Genomic DNA, 16,451 nt, shown 5'->3' with positions numbered 1-16,451 from the left:
CTCGGTCTTCGACGGTGCGCTCACAGGCTGGGCTTTCCTCTGGGCTCGATCGACAGGCTGGGTTCGATCGACAGGCTGGGTTCGACCGACAGGCTCGGCGGGCTCGGGCGGCACAGCGGCAAGATACCGTGCCGTCCGCCCCGGCTCAGAGCAGATCTCGGAGCTTGAACCGCTGGAGTTTGCCAGTGTTGGTGCGTGGCAGGGCCGGAACGAAGTGCACCGACCGCGGGTACTTGTACGGGGCGATGCGCGCCTTCACGAACTCCTGCAACTCCTTGACGGTCGCCTCCCCGGTCGGCACCTCGGCGGCCAGCACCACGAACGCCGTCACCAGCTGCCCGCGGTCCGGGTCCGGCATGCCGATGACGCCGGCTTCCAGGACCGACGGATGGCGCAGCAGCGCGTTCTCCACCTCCGGGCCGGCGATGTTGTAACCGGAAGAGATGATCATGTCGTCGGAGCGCGCCTGGTACCAGAAGTAGCCGTCCTCGTCGCGGATGTAGGTGTCGCCGGTGTAGTTCCAGCCGTGGCGCACGTACGTGCCCTGCCGCTCGTCGGCCAGGTAGCGGCAGCCGATCGGGCCGCGCACGGCCAGCAGGCCCGGTTCGCCGTCCGGGACCGGGTTGCCGTCGGCGTCCAGGATCGCGGCCTGCCAGCCGGGCACCGGGCGGCCGGTGGAGCCGGGGCGGATGTCGTCGTCGGCGGCCGAGATGAAGATGTGCAGCAGCTCGGTGGCGCCGATGCCGTCGATGATCTTGACGCCGGTCGCAGCGTGCCAAGCGCGCCAGGTTTCGGCCGGCAACGCCTCACCGGCGGAGACGCAGCGGCGGAGGGTGCGCAGGCGCGTGTCGCCGTTGCTCTCGCCTTCACCCTTGCTCTCGTCCTCACCGTCGTCGTCCGGCTTGTCCGACTCCAGCATCGCGAGCATGGCCCGGTAGGCGGTTGGTGCCGTGAACAGCACGCTGACGCCGTGCTCGGCGATGGCTCCGAGCAACGCCTCGGGGCTGCCACGCTCCAGCAGTACGGTCGAGGCACCGACGTGCAGCGGGAAGATGACCAGGCCGCCGAGGCCGAAGGTGAAGCCGAGCGGCGGGCTGCCGGCGAAGACGTCGTCCGGGCCGGCCTTGAGGACGTGCTTGCCGAAGGTGTCGGCGATCGCCAGCACGTCGCGGTGGAAGTGCAGGCAGCCTTTGGGACGGCCGGTCGTGCCGGAGGTGAAGGCGATCATCGCGACGTCGTCCTGCGACGTCTGGACCGCCTCGAACTCCTGCTGCGGGGCCTGCGCGCACCTCTCGACCAGGTCCTCGGGCCCCGTTCCGCCGAAGGTGACGACCCGCATGGCCGGCACGCCGGCCTTCGCGGCCTGCTCGTCGCAGCCCGGCGCGCACAACGCCACGCTCACCTGCGCGATCTCGGCGACGGTGGCGATCTCCTCGCTGCGCAGCAGGGGCACGACCGTCACCACCACGCCGCCGGCCTTGAGTACCCCGAACCAGCAGGCCACGGTCCACGGGCTGTTCGGGCCGCAGACCAGCACCCGGTTGCCGGGCACGACGCCGAGCTCGGCGGTCAGCACGTGCGCGATCTGGTCGCTGCGCCGGTCCAGGTCGCCGTAGGTCCAGATCCCGGGCGCACCGTGCTTGTCCGAGGTGCCCTTGTCCGACGTGCCCTTGTCCGAGGCGCCGATCAGGCATCTGCGGTCGGCCCCGAAGCGGGCGATCGCCCGGTCCAGCAGGTACGCGGCGCAGTTCAGGCGCTCGGGGTACCGCAGCTCGTCCAAGTCGAAGCGCAGCTCGGGCCACCGGTCCGCGGCCGGCAGGCGGTCGCGGGCGAAGCTGTCGACGTGCGCTGACGGGAGCAGGTCCATCGGGTCCTCCGGGGATGCCAGAGCGGGTGCGGAGCCGAGCTCGACGGCTCCAGCGTACGACTTCTGTGACGGCAGTCAAGATTTTGTTACATTGACGGGTATGGAATCCGGCTCCCAGTTCCGCCTGACCCCGGCCCAGTCAGCCTTCTGCGCCCAGGTCCGCACGCTCGCCGAGACCGACCTCGCGCCGCTGGCCGCGGCCGGCGCCGCCGGGCACGTCAACCGCCCCCTGCTCGCCGCCATGGGCCGGCACGGCCTGCTGGCCCGGCTGTTCCCCGGCGGCGCGGACGGCCGCGCCGAGGCCGCGGCCCTGGACCTGTGCCTGCTGCGGGAATCGCTCGCGCAGGTCTCGACCGAGGCCGAGACGGCGCTCGCGCTACAAGGTCTCGGCACCTACCCCGTCGTACAGAACGGGACCGAAGAACAGATCGCGCACTGGCTGCCGAAGGTGGTGGCCGGCGAGGCGGTCGCGGCGTTCGCACTGTCGGAGCCGGGCAGCGGCTCGGACGCGGCGTCACTCTCTCTGGCCGCGACACCGACCACGGGGCCAGGCCACGCCGACGGCTGGACGCTGAGCGGCGAGAAGATCTGGATCTCCAACGCCCCCGAAGCCGACTTCTACAGCGTCTTCGCCCGCACGACACCCGAGGCGGGATCACGCGGCGTCACCGCGTTCCTGGTCCCGGCCGACCGCCCCGGCCTCGGCGGCGAGCACCTGGACATGATCTCCCCGCACCCCATCGGCCGCGTCACCTTCGACAACGTGCCGGTCACCCGCGCGGACCTCCTCGGCGAGGTGGACCAGGGCTTCCGCGTCGCAATGCGCACCCTGGACCTGTTCCGCCCCAGCGTCGGCGCCTTCGCCGTGGGCATGGCTCAGGCCGCGCTGAACGCCTCGGTCACGCACGCCGGCCAGCGCGAAGCCTTCGGCGGCGTCCTGAAGGACCTGCAGGCCGTCTCGCACAGCCTGGCCGAAATGGCGACCCGCATCGAGGCGGCACGCCTCCTCGTCTACAGCGCCGCCGAGGCCTACGACAGCGGCGAGAAGCGCATCGCCGCCCGCTCAGCCATGGCAAAGCTGTTCGCCACCGAGACCGCCCAATACGTCGTCGACGCCGCCGTCCAGATCCACGGCGCCGCAGCGCTTCAGCACGGCCACCTACTGGAGCACCTGTACCGCGAAGTGCGCGCGCCGCGGATCTACGAGGGGGCTTCGGAGGTGCAGCGGACGATCATCGGGCGGGAGTTGTATCGGGGGTAGGGCCGGGGCGTCACAGCGGCATGGCGAAGCGTCGGCAGACGTGCACCCGCGCGAACTCCTTCCGCAGGCGTGCCTCCTCGGCGAGCTTCGCGTGCAGGAACAGGACCACCGGCCGCAGGTCGGGTCTGCGCTCGGCGATCGCTCGCTTCGGCTCGGCGGCGTCGGTGTAGAAGTTGGCGTAGACGTGCAGGTAGTGGTCGCTTTCGGCGAAGCCCGTGGCGCGGTACCAGGTCAGGGCGTCCGGGTCGTCGGGTCCAGGCGTCCAGGGTGGTCGCCGGGGTGGCGGCGGCGCGGGTGGTCGCCTCGGCCAGCGGGGCACGGCCCAGGCCGCGGCGGCGGTGGCCGGGGTGGACTACGACGGTCTCGATGGTCGCCAGGTCGCCGTCGACCGAGACGTCCGTTCACTGACCCTGAGCTGCCGCTGGCACTCGTCGAGCAGATCAGGGTACGTCTTCCCGATCGCTTCCAGCACGCGCCGCAGCAGCAGCTTCTCAGCGGCGGCGCGGCCGACCCGGCCGAACAGGCCCTCGATCATCGAGTCGTAGCGCGTGAGCTCGTGCCGGAGGTAGTTGACCTTCCAGCGATTCAGAGTATTGCTGTCCGCGCCGGCGGCGGCGACCGGCTTGCGGGGCTCGCGGTGCCGGATCGCGCGGTCCGCGAGGACGTCCGGGGCCAGCTTGGGGATCGGGATCTCGTCGGCGGACATCAGGCGCAGCAGCTCCACGCGGCGGCGGTGTGCGGCCTGTTTGGCGACCGCGGATCTTCGGGCCGCCACCTCAAGGCGTTGGACGAACTTCTCGGTACGCTCCGCCGCCTGCACTCGGGAGAGCTCGAACAGCAGCGTCGGCGCCGACTGCCGGAAGCGCGGGATGAACTCGGTGCGGTCGGGGGCGCCCAGGAAGTCGCGGATCATCGCCGGCGTCCAGCCGCGGGCGGCGAGCTGCGTGGCGTTGAGATAGCCGGTGGTGCTGGTTGTGCTGTTCGTACTGGTAGGACTGGTGGTGCGTGGTGCCATGATGGCGCCCCCTTTCTCCTGTCCCCTCAGGAATGTGAAGGCACCAGGATGATTGGGGGCGAATAGTGCGGGCAACTCAGAGTCCGGATAATTCACCCGGTCGGCCCCACGGTTTCGGCGTGTCGCGGCCTGGAACGACTCCGGGCCGCCGTGCGTTAACCGATCATGAGCGTCTTCTTCGACATGTTCGTTCCGAGCCGGCGCCACGTCGAGGACGAGCGGAACCGGCTCGAGTGGACTCGCGAGGAGGAGGGCGAGGGCGATCCGCACCGCGGTCCGATCGACCTGGACGGCGGTGTGGTGAGCATCAAGATGCCCGGCGCCGAGTCGCAGGTCACCAGGCCAGCAGCGAAGGGAACCCGCCACAGCGAGCCATAGCCTCCAGCTCGTCCAGCGTCGCCTCGGCCTGTCCGGCGGTCTCCGGCTCGCGCTCGCGCAGGCCGCTGTCCTCGAACTCGTCCTCGTCCAGCCGCAGGATCCGCGTCTGGTCGGCGGACAGCCACAGGTCCAGGTCCAGGTCGGCGACCTCCAGGCGCGGGCCGTCCGGGGCTCCGGGCAGGGCGGTGCTGGGCCGGGTGACGTCGCAGTACCAGCCCTTGAGCCTGCCGGCGGCGGTGCGTACCTCCTTGATCGAGTACCACCGCGAGCGCCAGTAGTGCTCGGTCCAGACATCGCCGGGCTCGAACACGGCGAAGCCCATGTCGCGCGGGCCGTCCCCGAACCAGGGGGCGACGACCACCAGGTGCTCGCCGTCGTCGTACCGGACCTCGGCCGGGTACTCGACGTCCGGCCGCGGCGCCTTCAGCAGCCGGACGGTGATGGTCGTGCCGGGCTTCAGCAGGGTTTTTCCGTCGCTCACGTCTTCCCCATATTCCTTATCGTTTCCCGCGGGCCGAGGGTAAGTCTCGGCCCTCAGCGAGTGGCGATAACTTACGGCAGAGTAGGTTAGGGTCCTCCTGTGGCCGAACGCGAATACGTTTATCCCCCGGTGATCCGGGCCATGAAGGGTGCTTTCCGAGCTCTCGATCTCAAGATCGACGTGCACGGGGCCGACCGGATCCCGCGCAGTGGCGGGGCGGTGCTGGCCAGCAACCACATCAGCTACCTGGACTTCATCTTCGCCGGGGCGGCGGCACTGCCGTCGCGCCGCCGCGTGCGGTTCATGGCCAAGAAGGAGGTCTTCGACAACCGGATCTCCGGACCGCTGATGCGCGGTATGCGGCACATCCCGGTGGACCGCGAGGCCGGCCTGTCGTCCTACCGCCAGGCTCTGGAGTGCCTGAAGTCCGGTGAAATCGTGGGCGTGTTCGGCGAGGCCACGATCAGCCGCTCCTTCATGATCAAGGACCTGAAGAACGGCGCCGTACGAATGGCGCAGGCCGCAGACGTGCCGCTGATCCCCGTGGTGCTGTGGGGTACGCAGCGACTGTGGACGAAGGGCAAGCCGCGTCGGCTGTGGCAGCGGCACGTGCCGATCACCGTCCTGGTCGGCGAGCCGATGTACCCGAAGAAGGGGCAGAACTCCGCCGAGCTGTCGGCCGAACTGCACGCCCGCCTGAGCGCGCTGCTCGACGAGGCGCAGTCGACGTACCCGGACAAGCCGTCCGGCCCCGCGGACTCGTGGTGGCTGCCGGCGCACCTCGGCGGCACCGCGCCGACGCTGGAGCAGGCGGCCGAGATGGACGCCCGCGGTCGCGGCGAGGGTGAGAACGGGACCGAGAAGAAGACGGAAGCTGAGGCGGAGGCACAGGTCGAGGCAAAGGCGACCGCCGAGGCAAAGCCTGAGCTGAAGGCGGAGCCGACGCCGGACACGAAGCCGGAGACGGAGACGGAGCCCGAAGCGAAGGCGGAGCCTCAGCCGGAGGTAGAGGCGAAGGCAGAGCCCGAGCTGAAGGCAGAGCCCCAGCCGGAGTCCGAGCCCGAGGCGATGAAGCCGGAGCCCAAGCCGGACAAGGCAGCCGCGTCGGCGGCGACCGCAGCCAAGGACACCACCCCCGAGGACTGAGCGCGCCGGGTGCCGTGCGAACCGCTGTTCCCAGCTACCGTCGGCACCCGTCCCGTCACCCAGCAAAGTTTCCTTTGACGTGCGATGACCTGGCACTTTACCGTCAACGCATGGACTTCCCGCCGCACGACGACGCGCCCCCGATGGCCTCCCCGCTGGCCGGCGTCGTGGCCGCGTTCATGCCGCGCCTGGCCGAGTTCGCCTTCGACCCGGGCCTGCTCGCGGCGATCGACCAGCACGCGGCGGCGGTCTGCGACACCCTCAGCCTCGACCCGCCCCACGCCCCGGTCGCGATCCCGGTCCAGCGCACGGTCGGCCGCGAGGAGCTGAGCGACTACGTGCTCGGCTTCAACGACGTGCTCACCGAGACCGGCTGGCAGGAGCCCGTCGGCTATGACTTCGCCACGCTGCGCCTGACCGCCATCTGCTGGCTGGTGCGCGAGCAGGACCTGCTGGCGTTCTGACATCATCTGTAGGGCGTGCTTCGCAAGGGGTTCCCGCAGGGAATTCCCCTGTGGCGGATCGCGACTTGATCAGACAGGATCAAGCATGCGATCCCGACGTTCCGGCATGTGGTGGGGCACCGCGATCGAGGCACCCGACCCCGCCGCCCTCGCCCGCTTCTACTCCCAGTTGCTCGGCTGGCCGATCGGCCACGAGGAGCCCGGGACGGCCATCGTCGCCCCCGCCCCCGAGGGCCCGTACTTCGTGTTCCAGCAGGCCGAGGGCTTCCGCGCGCCGGTGTGGCCGCCGGCCGAGGGCGAGCAGCGGCCGATGATGCACTTCGACTTCCAGGTCGGCGACCTGGACGAGGCCGTCGCCGAGGCCGTCGAGCTGGGCGCGACGCTCGCCTCGCATCAGCCGCAGGAGAACGTACGCGTGCTCATCGATCCGGCCGGACACCCGTTCTGCCTGTGCTGCGACGGCGACAGCTAACCGCACACCCGCCGGCGCTATCTGCCTGGGCCGGGACCAACTCCGACGCCGGCCCCGGCCCAGCCGTTCTCCAGCACGGCGAACGCCACGTCGACCGTCCCCTTCGGGTCCTGACTCGCACGTGCCAGTGACGCGGTCTCCAGCGCGAAGTGCGCGAGCACCGCACACGCCATGTCGTCCGGCGCCGCCCCGACCTCGGCGGCGACGGCCGTCGCCAGCGCCCCCTCGTGGCGCATCCACATCCGGTGCCAGTACTCGCGCAACACCGGCGTGCTCTCCACCAGGCGTGTGTACGCGGCGAACGCCTCGTCCTCGGTCGGGAACTTCAGGCGCTCCAGCGTGAGCGCACGCAGCGCCTGCGGGATCGACGTCCCCGGAGCCCGGTCGCGCACGGCGGCCACCAGCCGCGCCTCGATCTGCGCGTCCTCGTCGAAGACCAGCGCCTCCTTGCCGGTGAAGTGCTTGAACAGCGTCGTCGTCGAGACGTCGGCGGCGTCCGCGATCTCGCGGATCGACACCTGGTCGTAGCCGCGCTCGAGGAAGAGCGCCAGCGCGGCGTCGGCGATGGCGTGCCGCGTGGCCGCCTTCTTCCGCTCGCGCCGCCCCGGCGGCTCGAGCCGCTCTACCTGCTCAGACCGGTCAACCTGCCGCGATCCCACGCCACCACCGCTCATGGCCCCATCCTACGACCACGGTGGACTCGATGGCAAAGTTGACTCATTGCACTTTTGAAATGAGTGTGCTTTTCTGAGCCCATGACCACGAACCCCGACCCCGCCGGCCCGCGCCACGTCCGCTGGGCCCTGCTGGGCGTCATGCTCGCGATGCTGCTCTCGATGCTCGACAACACGGTCGTGGGCACCTCGATGCCGACGATCGTCCGCGACCTCGGCGGCTTCGACCACCTGTCCTGGGTCGTCGTCGCCTACACGCTGGCCACCGCGGCCTCGACCCCGGTCTGGGGCAAACTCGGCGACCTGTACGGCCGCAAGCACGTCTACCTGATCTCGATCGTCCTGTTCCTGGCCGGCTCCGCGCTGTCCGGCGCCGCACAGTCGATGAGCTGGCTCATCGCGGCCCGCGCGTTCCAGGGCGTCGGCGCCGGCGGCATCGGCGCGGGTGCGTTCGCCCTCATCGGCGCGCTCGTGCCGCCGCGGGAGCGCGGCCGCTACCAGGGCATGACCGCCTCGGTCATGGCGATCGGCACCATCGGCGGGCCGCTGCTCGGCGGCTTCGTCACCGGGCACTTCGGCTGGCGCTGGGCCTTCTACCTCAACCTGCCGCTCGGCCTGCTCGCCCTGGTCTGGTGCCAGGTCATGCTCGACCTGCCGCGCCTGCGCCGCCAGGCCCGGATCGACTGGCCCGGCATCAGCCTGCTCACCCTGGTGATCACGTCCGTCACGCTGGCCGCGAACTGGGCCGGCACCACCTACGCGTGGGCGTCCTGGCAGGTCCTCGGACTCTTCGTCCTCGCCATAGCCGGCATCGCCGCCTTCATCGCGGTCGAGCGCCGCTCCCCCGAACCGGTGCTGCCGCCGCGCATGTTCACCGGCGAGCGCAACTTCCCGCTCGCCATAGCCCTGATCACGGCTTCGGGCGTGGTCATGTTCGGCGCCACGCTCTATCTCCCGCTGTTCCAGCAGAGCGTGCAGCACGCCACGGCCACCAGCTCCGGGCTGCTCCTGCTCCCGCTGATGATCCCGATCGTCGTCGTGTCCCAGATCGGCGGGCGCTACATGTCCGCCACCGGCAGGTACAAGATCTTCCCGGTCGTCGGCGCGGCCCTGATGGCGGTCGGGCTGATCTTGCTGTCGACCATGGACGTCTCCACCTCCCGTACGACCACGAGCCTTTACATGGCCGTCGTCGGCATCGGACTCGGCGGGCAGATGCAGATGGTCACGACCATCGCGCAGAACAGCGTCGAGATGCGCGACCTGGGCGCCGCCTCGGCGAGCCTGAACCTGTTCCGCACGGTCGGCGGGTCGATCGGCGTGGCTGTGTTCGGCTCGCTCTACAACCGCCAGGTCGGCCACGAGGTCAGCCGCCAGGTGAGTCAGCAGGTGAGTCAGCAGGTCAGCCACCAGGCCTCGGCCGTGCAAGGCGCCGCGAACGGCTCGCACCTGATCTTCCTGATCGCCGGCCTGGTCTGCGCCGTGGCGTTCCTGGCCGCGCTCGCGCTGAAGGAGGTGCCGCTGCGCAGCCAGAAGCGCCAGGGCGCGGGCCCGAACTCACCGGACCCGCACCCTGGCGTCGCCGCGTCAGCGGTCCGCTGACGTCACCAGGTCAGCCGTGCGCTGACGCCGGAACCTCACGCGGTCGTGCCGGGCTCCCGGCCGTACGGCATCTGCGACTGCGTCTCGGTCGCGGGCTGCCCGGCGCGGGCGTCGGCGCGGCCCTTCTGGTAGGCCAGCGCGTTCTGCTGCACCGAGGCCTGGACCCGTGTCGTCTCGGACTCGGCCTTGGTCAGCATGCGCTCCCAGCGGGACCGCATCGGTTGGATCAGGCCGCCGCCGACGCCGACGATCGCGACGCCCGCCAAGGTGAACAGCACCGCGTTGAGGATCGGCCCCAGCACGAACGTGGCGACGCCGATCTGGGCCAGCGCCGCGATGGCGCCGAAGAACGCGATGAACGCCCACGCCACCCAGCCCAGCACCTTGCCGTAGGAGGCCGCGGACAGGATGTTGGAGATGAACTCCTTCGCCACGTTGGCCAGCCACATCGCCACGACGACGATCACCAGTGCGACGATCGCCTTGGGGATCCAGGCCACGACGCTGTGGATCATCGTACTGATCGGGTTCGGCCCGAAGACTCCCAACGCCAACTGCAGGAACACCAGCAGCAGGCCATAGTACACGACCTTCACCAGGATCGCGGTGGTGTCCCACTTGGAGTTGGACAGGAACCGGCCCGCGCCGGCCCGCTCGGCCATGCGCTCGACGCCGATCCGACGGAGCACCGCGTCCAGCACCTTGGCGATCGCCTTGCAGATCAGCCAGCCGACGAACATGATCACGGCGAACGCGATCAGCTTCGGGATGATTCTTGTGACCGAGGTCCAGGCGTTGGTGATGCCCGAGCCCCAGTCGACCGATATTGCGAGTCTCGGTCCCATGTAGGTTCCTCCATCGATGCGGTGACGGGGCAGATCCCCACATAGTTCGTAACACCCGTATTTCGACGCCGCACTTCAGAAGGCTGGATGCGGTACTCCGGTCAGGTGGCGGGAGCCGGGCCGCACCCCGAGTGTGTGTTCGAATTCGGCGGTCGCGTCCCAGCACTGTGACGTGATTCGGAGACAGCGCCAGCCACGTTGCCAATACCGCCGCGGGCCGGGGCAGCCCAGACTTCTGGTTGACCCCTCTGTTCAGCCACCTTGGAGGACCGGTGTCCCGCTCGCCGTTCGCAGACCTCGTCTTCACCGGCGGCCCGTGCTACACGGTCGACGCCGCACGCTCCTGGGCCGGCGCGGCGGCGGTCGCCGACGGCCGGATCACCGCGGTCGGCCGGCACGCGGACGTGAAGGACCTGATCGGGCCGGGCACCGAGGTCGTGGACCTGGCCGGCAAGCTCCTGCTCCCGGGTTTCCAGGACGCACACGTGCACCCGGTCCTCGGCGGCACCACCCTGCGCCAGTGCGACCTGCACGAGCTGCACACCGCCGAGGAGTTCGTGGCCGCCGTCGCCGACTACGCACAGCGCAACCCGCACGCCGCCTGGATCCGCGGCGGCGGCTGGAGCATGGACGCCTTCCCGGGCGGCATGCCGACCAAGGAAATGCTGGATGCCGTGGTGCCGGACCGACCGGTGGCCCTGCCGAACCGCGACGTCCACGGGATGTGGGTCAACAGCAAGGCGCTGGAGGTCTGCGGCATCACGCGCGACACGCCTGACCCGTTCGACGGCCGGATCGAACGCGACGCCGACGGCGAGCCCAACGGATGTCTGCAAGAAGGCGCGATGGCGCTCGTCAACGCTCATCTGCCAGTTCCGACAGCCGAGGAGACGACCGACGGGCTGCTGGCCGGGCAAGCGTACCTGCACTCGTTCGGGATCACGGCGTGGCAGGACGCGTGGGTCGGTGACGGGCTCGGAATCGGCGATGTCTTCGAGACGTACCTGGACGCCGCCGTCTCCGGCGCTCTGACCGCGCGGGTCGCAGGGGCGCTGTGGTGGGAACGCGAGAGCGGCTTGGAGCAGCTGGAGCTGTTCCGACAGCGGCGCGAGGCGGCAGAGGTGGCCGGGGCGGGACGCTTCCGTGCGCGGACCGTGAAGATGATGCTCGACGGCGTCGCCGAGAACCACACCGCCGCGCTGCTGAGCCCGTACCTGGACGGCTGCGGCTGTACCACCGACAACGCCGGCCTGGACTTCATCGACCCCGACAAGCTGAAGACCTACGTCACCGAGCTCGATGCCGCCGGCTTCCAAGTCCACTTCCACGCGCTCGGCGACCGGGCCGTGCGCAACGCCCTGGACGCGCTGGAGGCGGCGCGCGCCGCGAACGGCCCCGGCGGGCGTCACCACCTGGCGCACCTCCAGGTCGTACACCCGGACGACGTCCAGCGCTTCCGGCGGCTCGGCGCGACGGCCAACATCCAGGCACTGTGGGCGGCCCACGAACCGGCGATGGACGAGCTGACGATCCCGTTCCTGGGCGAGGAGCGGGCCGGGTGGCAGTACCCGTTCGGGTCGCTGAGCCGTGCGGGCGCGACGATCGCGGCGGGGTCGGACTGGTCGGTGACGTCGCCGAACCCGCTGTGGGGGATCCACACGGCGGTGAACCGGGTGGAGCCGGGGCTGTCGGCGCAGGAGTTCGCGGCGCGGAAGGTGTTCTACCCGGAGGAGCGGCTGGAGTTGGGGCAGGCGATCGCTGCTTACACGGCGGGGTCGGCGTATGTGAACCGGTTGGATGATGTGACCGGTTCGGTCGAGGTCGGGAAGCTGGCCGATCTGGTGGTGCTGGACCGGGATCCGTTCGAGGGACCTGCGTGGGAGATCGGTGAGGCGCGGGTGCTTCGCACGTACGTGGAGGGGGTGGAGGTGTATGCGGCCGACGCCTAAAGTCGGCGTCTTGCTCCCCGGCTACTCCTGCTCGGGGCAGTCGGCCGGGACCCACACCGCGTCCAGGTCCCCGCACACGATCGTCAGCGTGCCGGTGTGGCAGGCGATCTCGTGGCTGCATCCGCGCTCGTGCGGGAGGACCTCGTCGAGGATGACGATCTGGTCGCCCCACTTGTCGTCGGGGTCGTTGTCCAACGTGAAGCCGGACAGGCGGCGGTAGGTGATCCGCAGGTCTTCCTCGTGCTTCCAGCAGTTGTGGCGGAAGTGGATCTCGAAGGTCGCACCGTCGTCGTCGGCGCCGAAGCGCAGCTGCTCGATCTTCAGGTCCTTGACACAGCGCTCGCCGTGGAAGTCGTAGTGGTCCGGGTCGACGGCGAAGGCCCGGGCGCCGGGCGGGAGCTGCGGGGCGAGGTCGGCGAGCCGGTCGAGGTAGGCCAGGGGGTTGATCGAGTCGCCGGTACCGGTCACCTCGATGTCGACGTATCTCACGGCGCTGCTCTCCCGGTTCCTGCGTGATGGTGAGACCAGCATGCGCATGGAAGATATCAACGCGGTAAGGGTCGCGGTAACAAGCGTGCAGCTACTCGACGACCGGGCTGCGGCGTTCGAGGAGTATGACGTCGCGCCAGACCCCGGCGGCCGTCTTGCCGATGCGCTCCTGTCGGCCGAGGACGCGGAAGCCGTGGCGCTCGTGCAGGGCGAGGCTCGCGGTGTTCTGAGGGAAGATCCCCGCGTTGATGGTCCAGATCCCGGCCGCCTCGGTGGAGGCGATCAGTGCGCTGAGCAGGCGGTTGCCGACGCCTCGGCAGCGTGCTTCGGGCGCGACGTAAACGGTGAGTTCGACGACGCCGGCGTAGCAAGCGCGTTTCGAGACAGCGGAGACGGCGACGTAGCCGAGTACTGCGGGCGCAGCCGCATTCAGCGCCACGAAGCGGTGCTCGGCCATCTTCCCGGCGTCGAAAACGTCCCAGGTCGGCGCGGCCGTCTCGAACGTGGCGTTCCCCTCGTCGATGCCGTGCTGGTAGATGCGCAGGACGTCGGCGGCGTGGGCGGCCGTCATGGGGACGATGGTGATGGGCGCAGTCCCAATGGGCGCGGTCATGATCGCAGGTTAAAACCGCGTCGTTTCCCCGATGTTTCGGCGCAGAGCCGGCGAATAATCGACAGCGCCCCGAGCCTGCGCGGATCTACCCTGCCCACCATGGAGACGTACGGGCGGTACCTGAACGTGGTCGACGTCGAGGCCACGTGCTGGGTCGGCAGGCCACCACCGGGCCAGGTGTCCGAGATCATCGAGATCGGACTCACGGTCGTCGACGTCCAGGAACGCGTCCGCGTCGAAAAGCACCAGATCATGGTGCGGCCGGAGCACTCGACGGTGAGCGAGTTCTGCACGGAGCTCACGGGGCTGACACAGGAGCAGGTCGACACCGGAGTGACGTTCGCCGAGGCCTGCGACCAGCTGCGCCGGGAGCACTACGCCGATTCGCGGCCGTGGGCGAGTTGGGGCGATTACGACCGCAAGCAGTTCCAGCGCCAATGCGACGCCACTGACGTGCGCTACCCCTTCGCCGCCATGCACACCAACGCCAAACAGCAGTTCGCCTTCGCCAACGGCTGGCCGAAGGGCGTCGGCATGCACCGGGCACTGGAGGTCGCGCAAGTCCCGCTGGAGGGGCGCCACCACTGCGGCGCCGACGACGCGTGGAACATCGCGGCGCTGGTGCTGCTGATGATGGCGCGGCGTGCTTGGCCGGAGGCGGCGTGAGCGGCGTGAGCGGCGGGGAAGGCGCGGAGGGTCAGGGAGCGAGCACAGGCTTGGCGGTGGGACTACCGGATCAGTCGTCGAACACGTTCCAGCAGATCGGACTCCGCAGCCGCTGATCGTCAAGCACGAGCTCCCGCAGCTCGGCGGGGATCCGCTCCCGCTGCCAGTCCCGCTCCCCCAGCCGCGCCGACTCCGCCTCGGACTTCGGAGCCGCCGCGACCGCCGCCCTGATCGCGTACGCCGCGGCGCCCAGATCGTGCGCCGCGACGTGTGCCACCGCCACCGCCTGGCCGGCCGCGAGCGCCGCGAACTTCGCCGGGTCCGGTCGTCCCTTGGCGGCGGCGTTGGCGACGAACGCGGTGTTGTGCGCGTCCGTCATGCGCACCTCGCCACGGATCCACGCACGGCCGACCTCGATCGCGTCTCGGGGCCGGAGGTCCTCCGGCGCTTCCTGCTCGAACAGGGGCAGCACGTGCTCCGCACACTGCGCCGCCCACTCCGCGAGCAGCTGGTGGTGCTCGTCGGTCAAGGTTCCGCCGCGTCGGATGGTGATCAGTCGGGGGTCGCGTTCGGAGGGCAGAATCATGTCTCCATCATCGCGACAGGCGCCACGCCGGCGCGACGACCACACCCCTTAAGAGCGCAGCGCACGCTTTAGGACCGCAGCGCACGCTCCAGATCCGCGTACAAGTCCTCCGGATCCTCCAGCCCCACGGAAACCCGCAGCACCGAAGCGTGCGGCTTGGCGTCCGCGGCGACCGGCCGGTGTGTCAGCGAAGCCGGGTGCTGAATCAGCGTGTCCACTCCCCCGAGCGACACCGCGTGCGTGATCAGCCGCACCGAGTCCGCCACGCGCGCCGCCGCGTCGTACCCGCCGCGCACGGCCATCGCGAACACCGCGCCGGGGCCCGCCATCTGCCGTCCCACCAGGTGCCGCGGGTCGCACTCGGTCAGCCCCGGGTAGTACACGCGCTCGACCGCCGGGTTGGCCAGCAGGCGGTCGACGAGCTTCTCGGCGTTCTGCGACTGGTGCCGGACGCGCAGCGGCAGCGTCTGCAGGCCGCGGTGCAGGAGGTAGGACGAGAGCGGGTGCAGCACCGAGCCGGTGATGGCACGGACCGGACGCAGCCGCTCGGCCCACGCCGCCGTGGTCGCGACCGCGCCGGCCAGGACGTCGCCGTGCCCGCCGAGGTACTTCGTGGCGCTGTGCACGACCAGCGTCGCGCCGAAGTCGGCCGGCTTCTGCAGCACCGGCGTCGCGAACGTGTTGTCCACCAGCAGCGGGACGTCGCCGCACTGCTCGGCGACGCGCGCCAGGTCCAGCAGCTCCAGCGTCGGGTTCGCCGGCGTCTCCAGGATCACCAGGCCGGTGTCGCGGCGGAGCGCGGCGGTGATGCCGTCGGCGGCGGCCCACGTCACCTCCGTCCCCAGCAGCCCGCTGGCCAGCAGGTGGTCGCTGCCGCCGTACAGCGGCCGCACCGCCACCACGTGCCGCTTGCCCTCGGCCGCGGCGGCCAGCAGGCAGGCGGTGATCGCGGCCATGCCGGAGGCGAACGCGACCGCGGCCTCGGTGTTCTCCATCCGCGCCAGCGCTTCCTCGAAGCGCGCGGTCGTCGGGTTCCACAGCCGCTGGTAGACGTGGCTGCCGCCGCTGATCGGGGTGCCGCCGGTGGCCAGCGTCTCGTAGCTGTCGCCGCCGACGCCGACGTTCGACAGCGGGTTGGTGGTCGACAGGTCGATCGGCGGGACGTGGACGCCGAGGGCGTTCAAGTCGTCCCGGCCGGCGTGGACGGCGATGGTGTCGGGAAGTGCGGAGGCGGGGAGCATGCGGTCATTGTTGAAGATACATCGGTGGGATGGAAAGTATCGCGAACAAGATTCTGTGATGATGGCTCTGCTCATTGAAAGATTCAGTGGCATCGGTAACACTGAGCGGTATGCCGAACGATCTGCGAGCGCCGAGGCCGGTCCTGGACGACACCGACCGCGCGATCCTGGCGGTGCTGGCGGCCGACGCGCGCACCCCGAACAACGCCATCGCCGACGCGGTGGGCATCGCGCCGTCCACGTGCCTGGCACGGATCCGGACGCTGCGGGAGCGCGGCGTGATCCGCGGCTTCCACGCCGACATCGACCCGGCGGCATTGGGGCGGGGGCTGCAGGCGATGATCGCGGTACGGTTGCGGGCGCACACGCGCGAGCGCGTGCAGGAGTTCATCCGGGACGTGCCGGGGCTGCCGGACGTCGTCGGGGTCTGGCACGTCGCCGGCGCCGACGACTACCTGCTGCACATCGCCGTCGCCGACTCCGACGCGCTGCGCGACTTCGTCCTGGAGCACCTGACGACGCACCCGGCGGTCGGACACACCGAGACCAGTCTGATCTTCGGCCACCTGCGCGGTGCCGGCGGCACGGCGAGCCCCGCCGGCACTGCGGCGGCAACGGCGACGGCAACAGCAGCAACGGCCGCGGCAACAGCAGCGCTGCCCACGACGCCGCCGACGCCCGACCAAACAAGCCGGCGGTAAC

At 70.2% G+C, this 16,451-nt stretch carries 17 protein-coding genes and 2 pseudogenes; 9 read left to right on the top strand and 10 right to left on the bottom strand.

Annotation, left to right across the window (positions count from 1 at the left end; translation table 11 throughout):
* Positions 1-145: 145 nt before the first annotated feature.
* Complete coding sequence (locus tag GWK61_RS15805) at positions 146-1,867, bottom strand: AMP-binding protein (protein WP_194909131.1); 1,722 nt, start codon at positions 1,865-1,867, stop codon at positions 146-148.
* A gap of 100 nt (positions 1,868-1,967) precedes the next feature.
* Here GWK61_RS15805 and GWK61_RS15800 point away from each other — a divergent pair, with 100 nt between their 5' ends.
* Positions 1,968-3,128 (top strand): acyl-CoA dehydrogenase family protein, encoded by a 1,161-nt coding sequence (locus GWK61_RS15800; RefSeq protein WP_194909130.1) that lies wholly within the window; start codon positions 1,968-1,970, stop codon positions 3,126-3,128.
* Here the strand turns inward: GWK61_RS15800 and GWK61_RS15795 are convergent.
* Both GWK61_RS15795 and GWK61_RS15790 read right to left on the bottom strand, forming a co-directional pair.
* Positions 3,068-3,454: a hypothetical protein gene (locus tag GWK61_RS15795; protein WP_369125588.1), complete on the bottom strand. Its 387-nt coding sequence runs from the start codon at positions 3,452-3,454 to the stop codon at positions 3,068-3,070. The genes GWK61_RS15800 and GWK61_RS15795 overlap by 61 nt on opposite strands.
* 26 nt (positions 3,455-3,480) lie before the next feature.
* A complete protein-coding gene (locus GWK61_RS15790) occupies positions 3,481-4,143 on the bottom strand; it encodes a hypothetical protein (protein ID WP_194909129.1) in 663 nt (220 codons plus the stop codon).
* Positions 4,144-4,308: 165 nt separating this feature from the next.
* Here GWK61_RS15790 and GWK61_RS15785 point away from each other — a divergent pair, with 165 nt between their 5' ends.
* Positions 4,309-4,521, top strand: a complete 213-nt coding sequence (locus GWK61_RS15785) for a DUF6191 domain-containing protein (protein WP_194909128.1) — start codon at positions 4,309-4,311, stop codon at positions 4,519-4,521.
* Here GWK61_RS15785 and GWK61_RS15780 read toward each other — a convergent pair.
* A complete protein-coding gene (locus tag GWK61_RS15780; protein WP_194909127.1) occupies positions 4,478-5,002 on the bottom strand; it encodes a ribonuclease FAU-1 family protein in 525 nt (174 codons plus the stop codon). The genes GWK61_RS15785 and GWK61_RS15780 overlap by 44 nt on opposite strands.
* A gap of 141 nt (positions 5,003-5,143) precedes the next feature.
* On the opposite strand from GWK61_RS15780, the pseudogene GWK61_RS15775 reads away from it, so the two are divergent.
* The 3 genes and pseudogenes from GWK61_RS15775 to GWK61_RS15765 all read left to right on the top strand — a co-directional run.
* Positions 5,144-5,833: pseudogene (locus GWK61_RS15775) on the top strand (lysophospholipid acyltransferase family protein); the annotation flags it as partial.
* A 425-nt stretch (positions 5,834-6,258) separates the two neighbouring features.
* Positions 6,259-6,612 (top strand): DUF6401 family natural product biosynthesis protein, encoded by a 354-nt coding sequence (locus tag GWK61_RS15770; protein ID WP_194909126.1) that lies wholly within the window; start codon positions 6,259-6,261, stop codon positions 6,610-6,612.
* An 85-nt stretch (positions 6,613-6,697) separates the two neighbouring features.
* Complete coding sequence (locus GWK61_RS15765; protein WP_228562381.1) at positions 6,698-7,084, top strand: VOC family protein; 387 nt, start codon at positions 6,698-6,700, stop codon at positions 7,082-7,084.
* Between the two features lie 17 nt (positions 7,085-7,101).
* On the opposite strand, the gene GWK61_RS15760 is transcribed toward GWK61_RS15765, so the two are convergent.
* Positions 7,102-7,758, bottom strand: a complete 657-nt coding sequence (locus GWK61_RS15760) for a TetR/AcrR family transcriptional regulator (protein ID WP_194909125.1) — start codon at positions 7,756-7,758, stop codon at positions 7,102-7,104.
* Positions 7,759-7,839: 81 nt separating this feature from the next.
* On the opposite strand from GWK61_RS15760, the gene GWK61_RS15755 reads away from it, so the two are divergent.
* The gene (locus GWK61_RS15755; protein ID WP_194909124.1) at positions 7,840-9,360 is read left to right on the top strand and encodes an MDR family MFS transporter; all 1,521 of its coding nucleotides are present in this window, start codon (positions 7,840-7,842) and stop codon (positions 9,358-9,360) included.
* A gap of 35 nt (positions 9,361-9,395) precedes the next feature.
* Here the strand turns inward: GWK61_RS15755 and GWK61_RS15750 are convergent, their stop codons facing one another.
* A complete protein-coding gene (locus tag GWK61_RS15750; protein WP_194909123.1) occupies positions 9,396-10,205 on the bottom strand; it encodes a mechanosensitive ion channel family protein in 810 nt (269 codons plus the stop codon).
* 272 nt (positions 10,206-10,477) lie between these two features.
* Here GWK61_RS15750 and GWK61_RS15745 point away from each other — a divergent pair, with 272 nt between their 5' ends.
* A complete protein-coding gene (locus GWK61_RS15745; RefSeq protein ID WP_194909122.1) occupies positions 10,478-12,154 on the top strand; it encodes an amidohydrolase in 1,677 nt (558 codons plus the stop codon).
* Between the two features lie 21 nt (positions 12,155-12,175).
* Here GWK61_RS15745 and GWK61_RS15740 read toward each other — a convergent pair whose 3' ends face one another.
* Both GWK61_RS15740 and GWK61_RS15735 read right to left on the bottom strand, forming a co-directional pair.
* Complete coding sequence (locus GWK61_RS15740) at positions 12,176-12,643, bottom strand: hypothetical protein (protein WP_194909121.1); 468 nt, start codon at positions 12,641-12,643, stop codon at positions 12,176-12,178.
* Positions 12,644-12,734: 91 nt separating this feature from the next.
* Positions 12,735-13,256, bottom strand: a complete 522-nt coding sequence (locus GWK61_RS15735; RefSeq protein ID WP_194909120.1) for a GNAT family N-acetyltransferase — start codon at positions 13,254-13,256, stop codon at positions 12,735-12,737.
* Between the two features lie 99 nt (positions 13,257-13,355).
* Here GWK61_RS15735 and GWK61_RS15730 point away from each other — a divergent pair, with 99 nt between their 5' ends.
* Positions 13,356-13,922 carry a 3'-5' exonuclease gene (locus GWK61_RS15730; protein ID WP_194909119.1) on the top strand — a complete coding sequence of 189 codons (567 nt, stop codon included), beginning with the start codon at positions 13,356-13,358 and terminating at the stop codon, positions 13,920-13,922.
* 70 nt (positions 13,923-13,992) lie between these two features.
* Here the strand turns inward: GWK61_RS15730 and GWK61_RS15725 are convergent, their stop codons facing one another.
* Together GWK61_RS15725 and GWK61_RS15720 are read right to left on the bottom strand one after the other, a co-directional pair.
* Complete coding sequence (locus GWK61_RS15725; RefSeq protein WP_194909118.1) at positions 13,993-14,508, bottom strand: putative immunity protein; 516 nt, start codon at positions 14,506-14,508, stop codon at positions 13,993-13,995.
* Between the two features lie 68 nt (positions 14,509-14,576).
* Entirely contained in the window at positions 14,577-15,749 is a 1,173-nt protein-coding gene (locus tag GWK61_RS15720) for a trans-sulfuration enzyme family protein (RefSeq protein WP_194909117.1), read from the bottom strand.
* A 110-nt stretch (positions 15,750-15,859) separates the two neighbouring features.
* On the opposite strand from GWK61_RS15720, the pseudogene GWK61_RS15715 reads away from it, so the two are divergent.
* Positions 15,860-16,330, top strand: a pseudogene (locus GWK61_RS15715) (Lrp/AsnC family transcriptional regulator); the annotation flags it as partial.
* Positions 16,331-16,451: the final 121 nt, after the last annotated feature.

This window comes from Catenulispora rubra (genome assembly GCF_015356825.1).
Classification (GTDB): domain Bacteria; phylum Actinomycetota; class Actinomycetes; order Streptomycetales; family Catenulisporaceae; genus Catenulispora; species Catenulispora rubra.
The sequence above is the reverse complement of the archived record's forward strand: the minus strand, read 5'-3'. Positions and strand labels throughout refer to the sequence as shown.

What these genes read in the sequence shown, in the direction of transcription:
- GWK61_RS15805 (WP_194909131.1), bottom strand. Translation starts at nt 1,867, where the DNA reads ATGGACCTGCTCCCGTCAGCGCACGTCGACAGCTTCGCCCGCGACCGC.
- GWK61_RS15800 (WP_194909130.1), top strand. Translation starts at nt 1,968, where the DNA reads ATGGAATCCGGCTCCCAGTTCCGCCTGACCCCGGCCCAGTCAGCCTTC.
- GWK61_RS15790 (WP_194909129.1), bottom strand. Translation starts at nt 4,143, where the DNA reads ATGGCACCACGCACCACCAGTCCTACCAGTACGAACAGCACAACCAGC.
- GWK61_RS15785 (WP_194909128.1), top strand. Translation starts at nt 4,309, where the DNA reads ATGAGCGTCTTCTTCGACATGTTCGTTCCGAGCCGGCGCCACGTCGAG.
- GWK61_RS15770 (WP_194909126.1), top strand. Translation starts at nt 6,259, where the DNA reads ATGGACTTCCCGCCGCACGACGACGCGCCCCCGATGGCCTCCCCGCTG.
- GWK61_RS15765 (WP_228562381.1), top strand. Translation starts at nt 6,698, where the DNA reads ATGCGATCCCGACGTTCCGGCATGTGGTGGGGCACCGCGATCGAGGCA.
- GWK61_RS15760 (WP_194909125.1), bottom strand. Translation starts at nt 7,758, where the DNA reads ATGAGCGGTGGTGGCGTGGGATCGCGGCAGGTTGACCGGTCTGAGCAG.
- GWK61_RS15755 (WP_194909124.1), top strand. Translation starts at nt 7,840, where the DNA reads ATGACCACGAACCCCGACCCCGCCGGCCCGCGCCACGTCCGCTGGGCC.
- GWK61_RS15750 (WP_194909123.1), bottom strand. Translation starts at nt 10,205, where the DNA reads ATGGGACCGAGACTCGCAATATCGGTCGACTGGGGCTCGGGCATCACC.
- GWK61_RS15735 (WP_194909120.1), bottom strand. Translation starts at nt 13,256, where the DNA reads ATGACCGCGCCCATTGGGACTGCGCCCATCACCATCGTCCCCATGACG.
- GWK61_RS15730 (WP_194909119.1), top strand. Translation starts at nt 13,356, where the DNA reads ATGGAGACGTACGGGCGGTACCTGAACGTGGTCGACGTCGAGGCCACG.
- GWK61_RS15725 (WP_194909118.1), bottom strand. Translation starts at nt 14,508, where the DNA reads ATGATTCTGCCCTCCGAACGCGACCCCCGACTGATCACCATCCGACGC.
- GWK61_RS15720 (WP_194909117.1), bottom strand. Translation starts at nt 15,749, where the DNA reads ATGCTCCCCGCCTCCGCACTTCCCGACACCATCGCCGTCCACGCCGGC.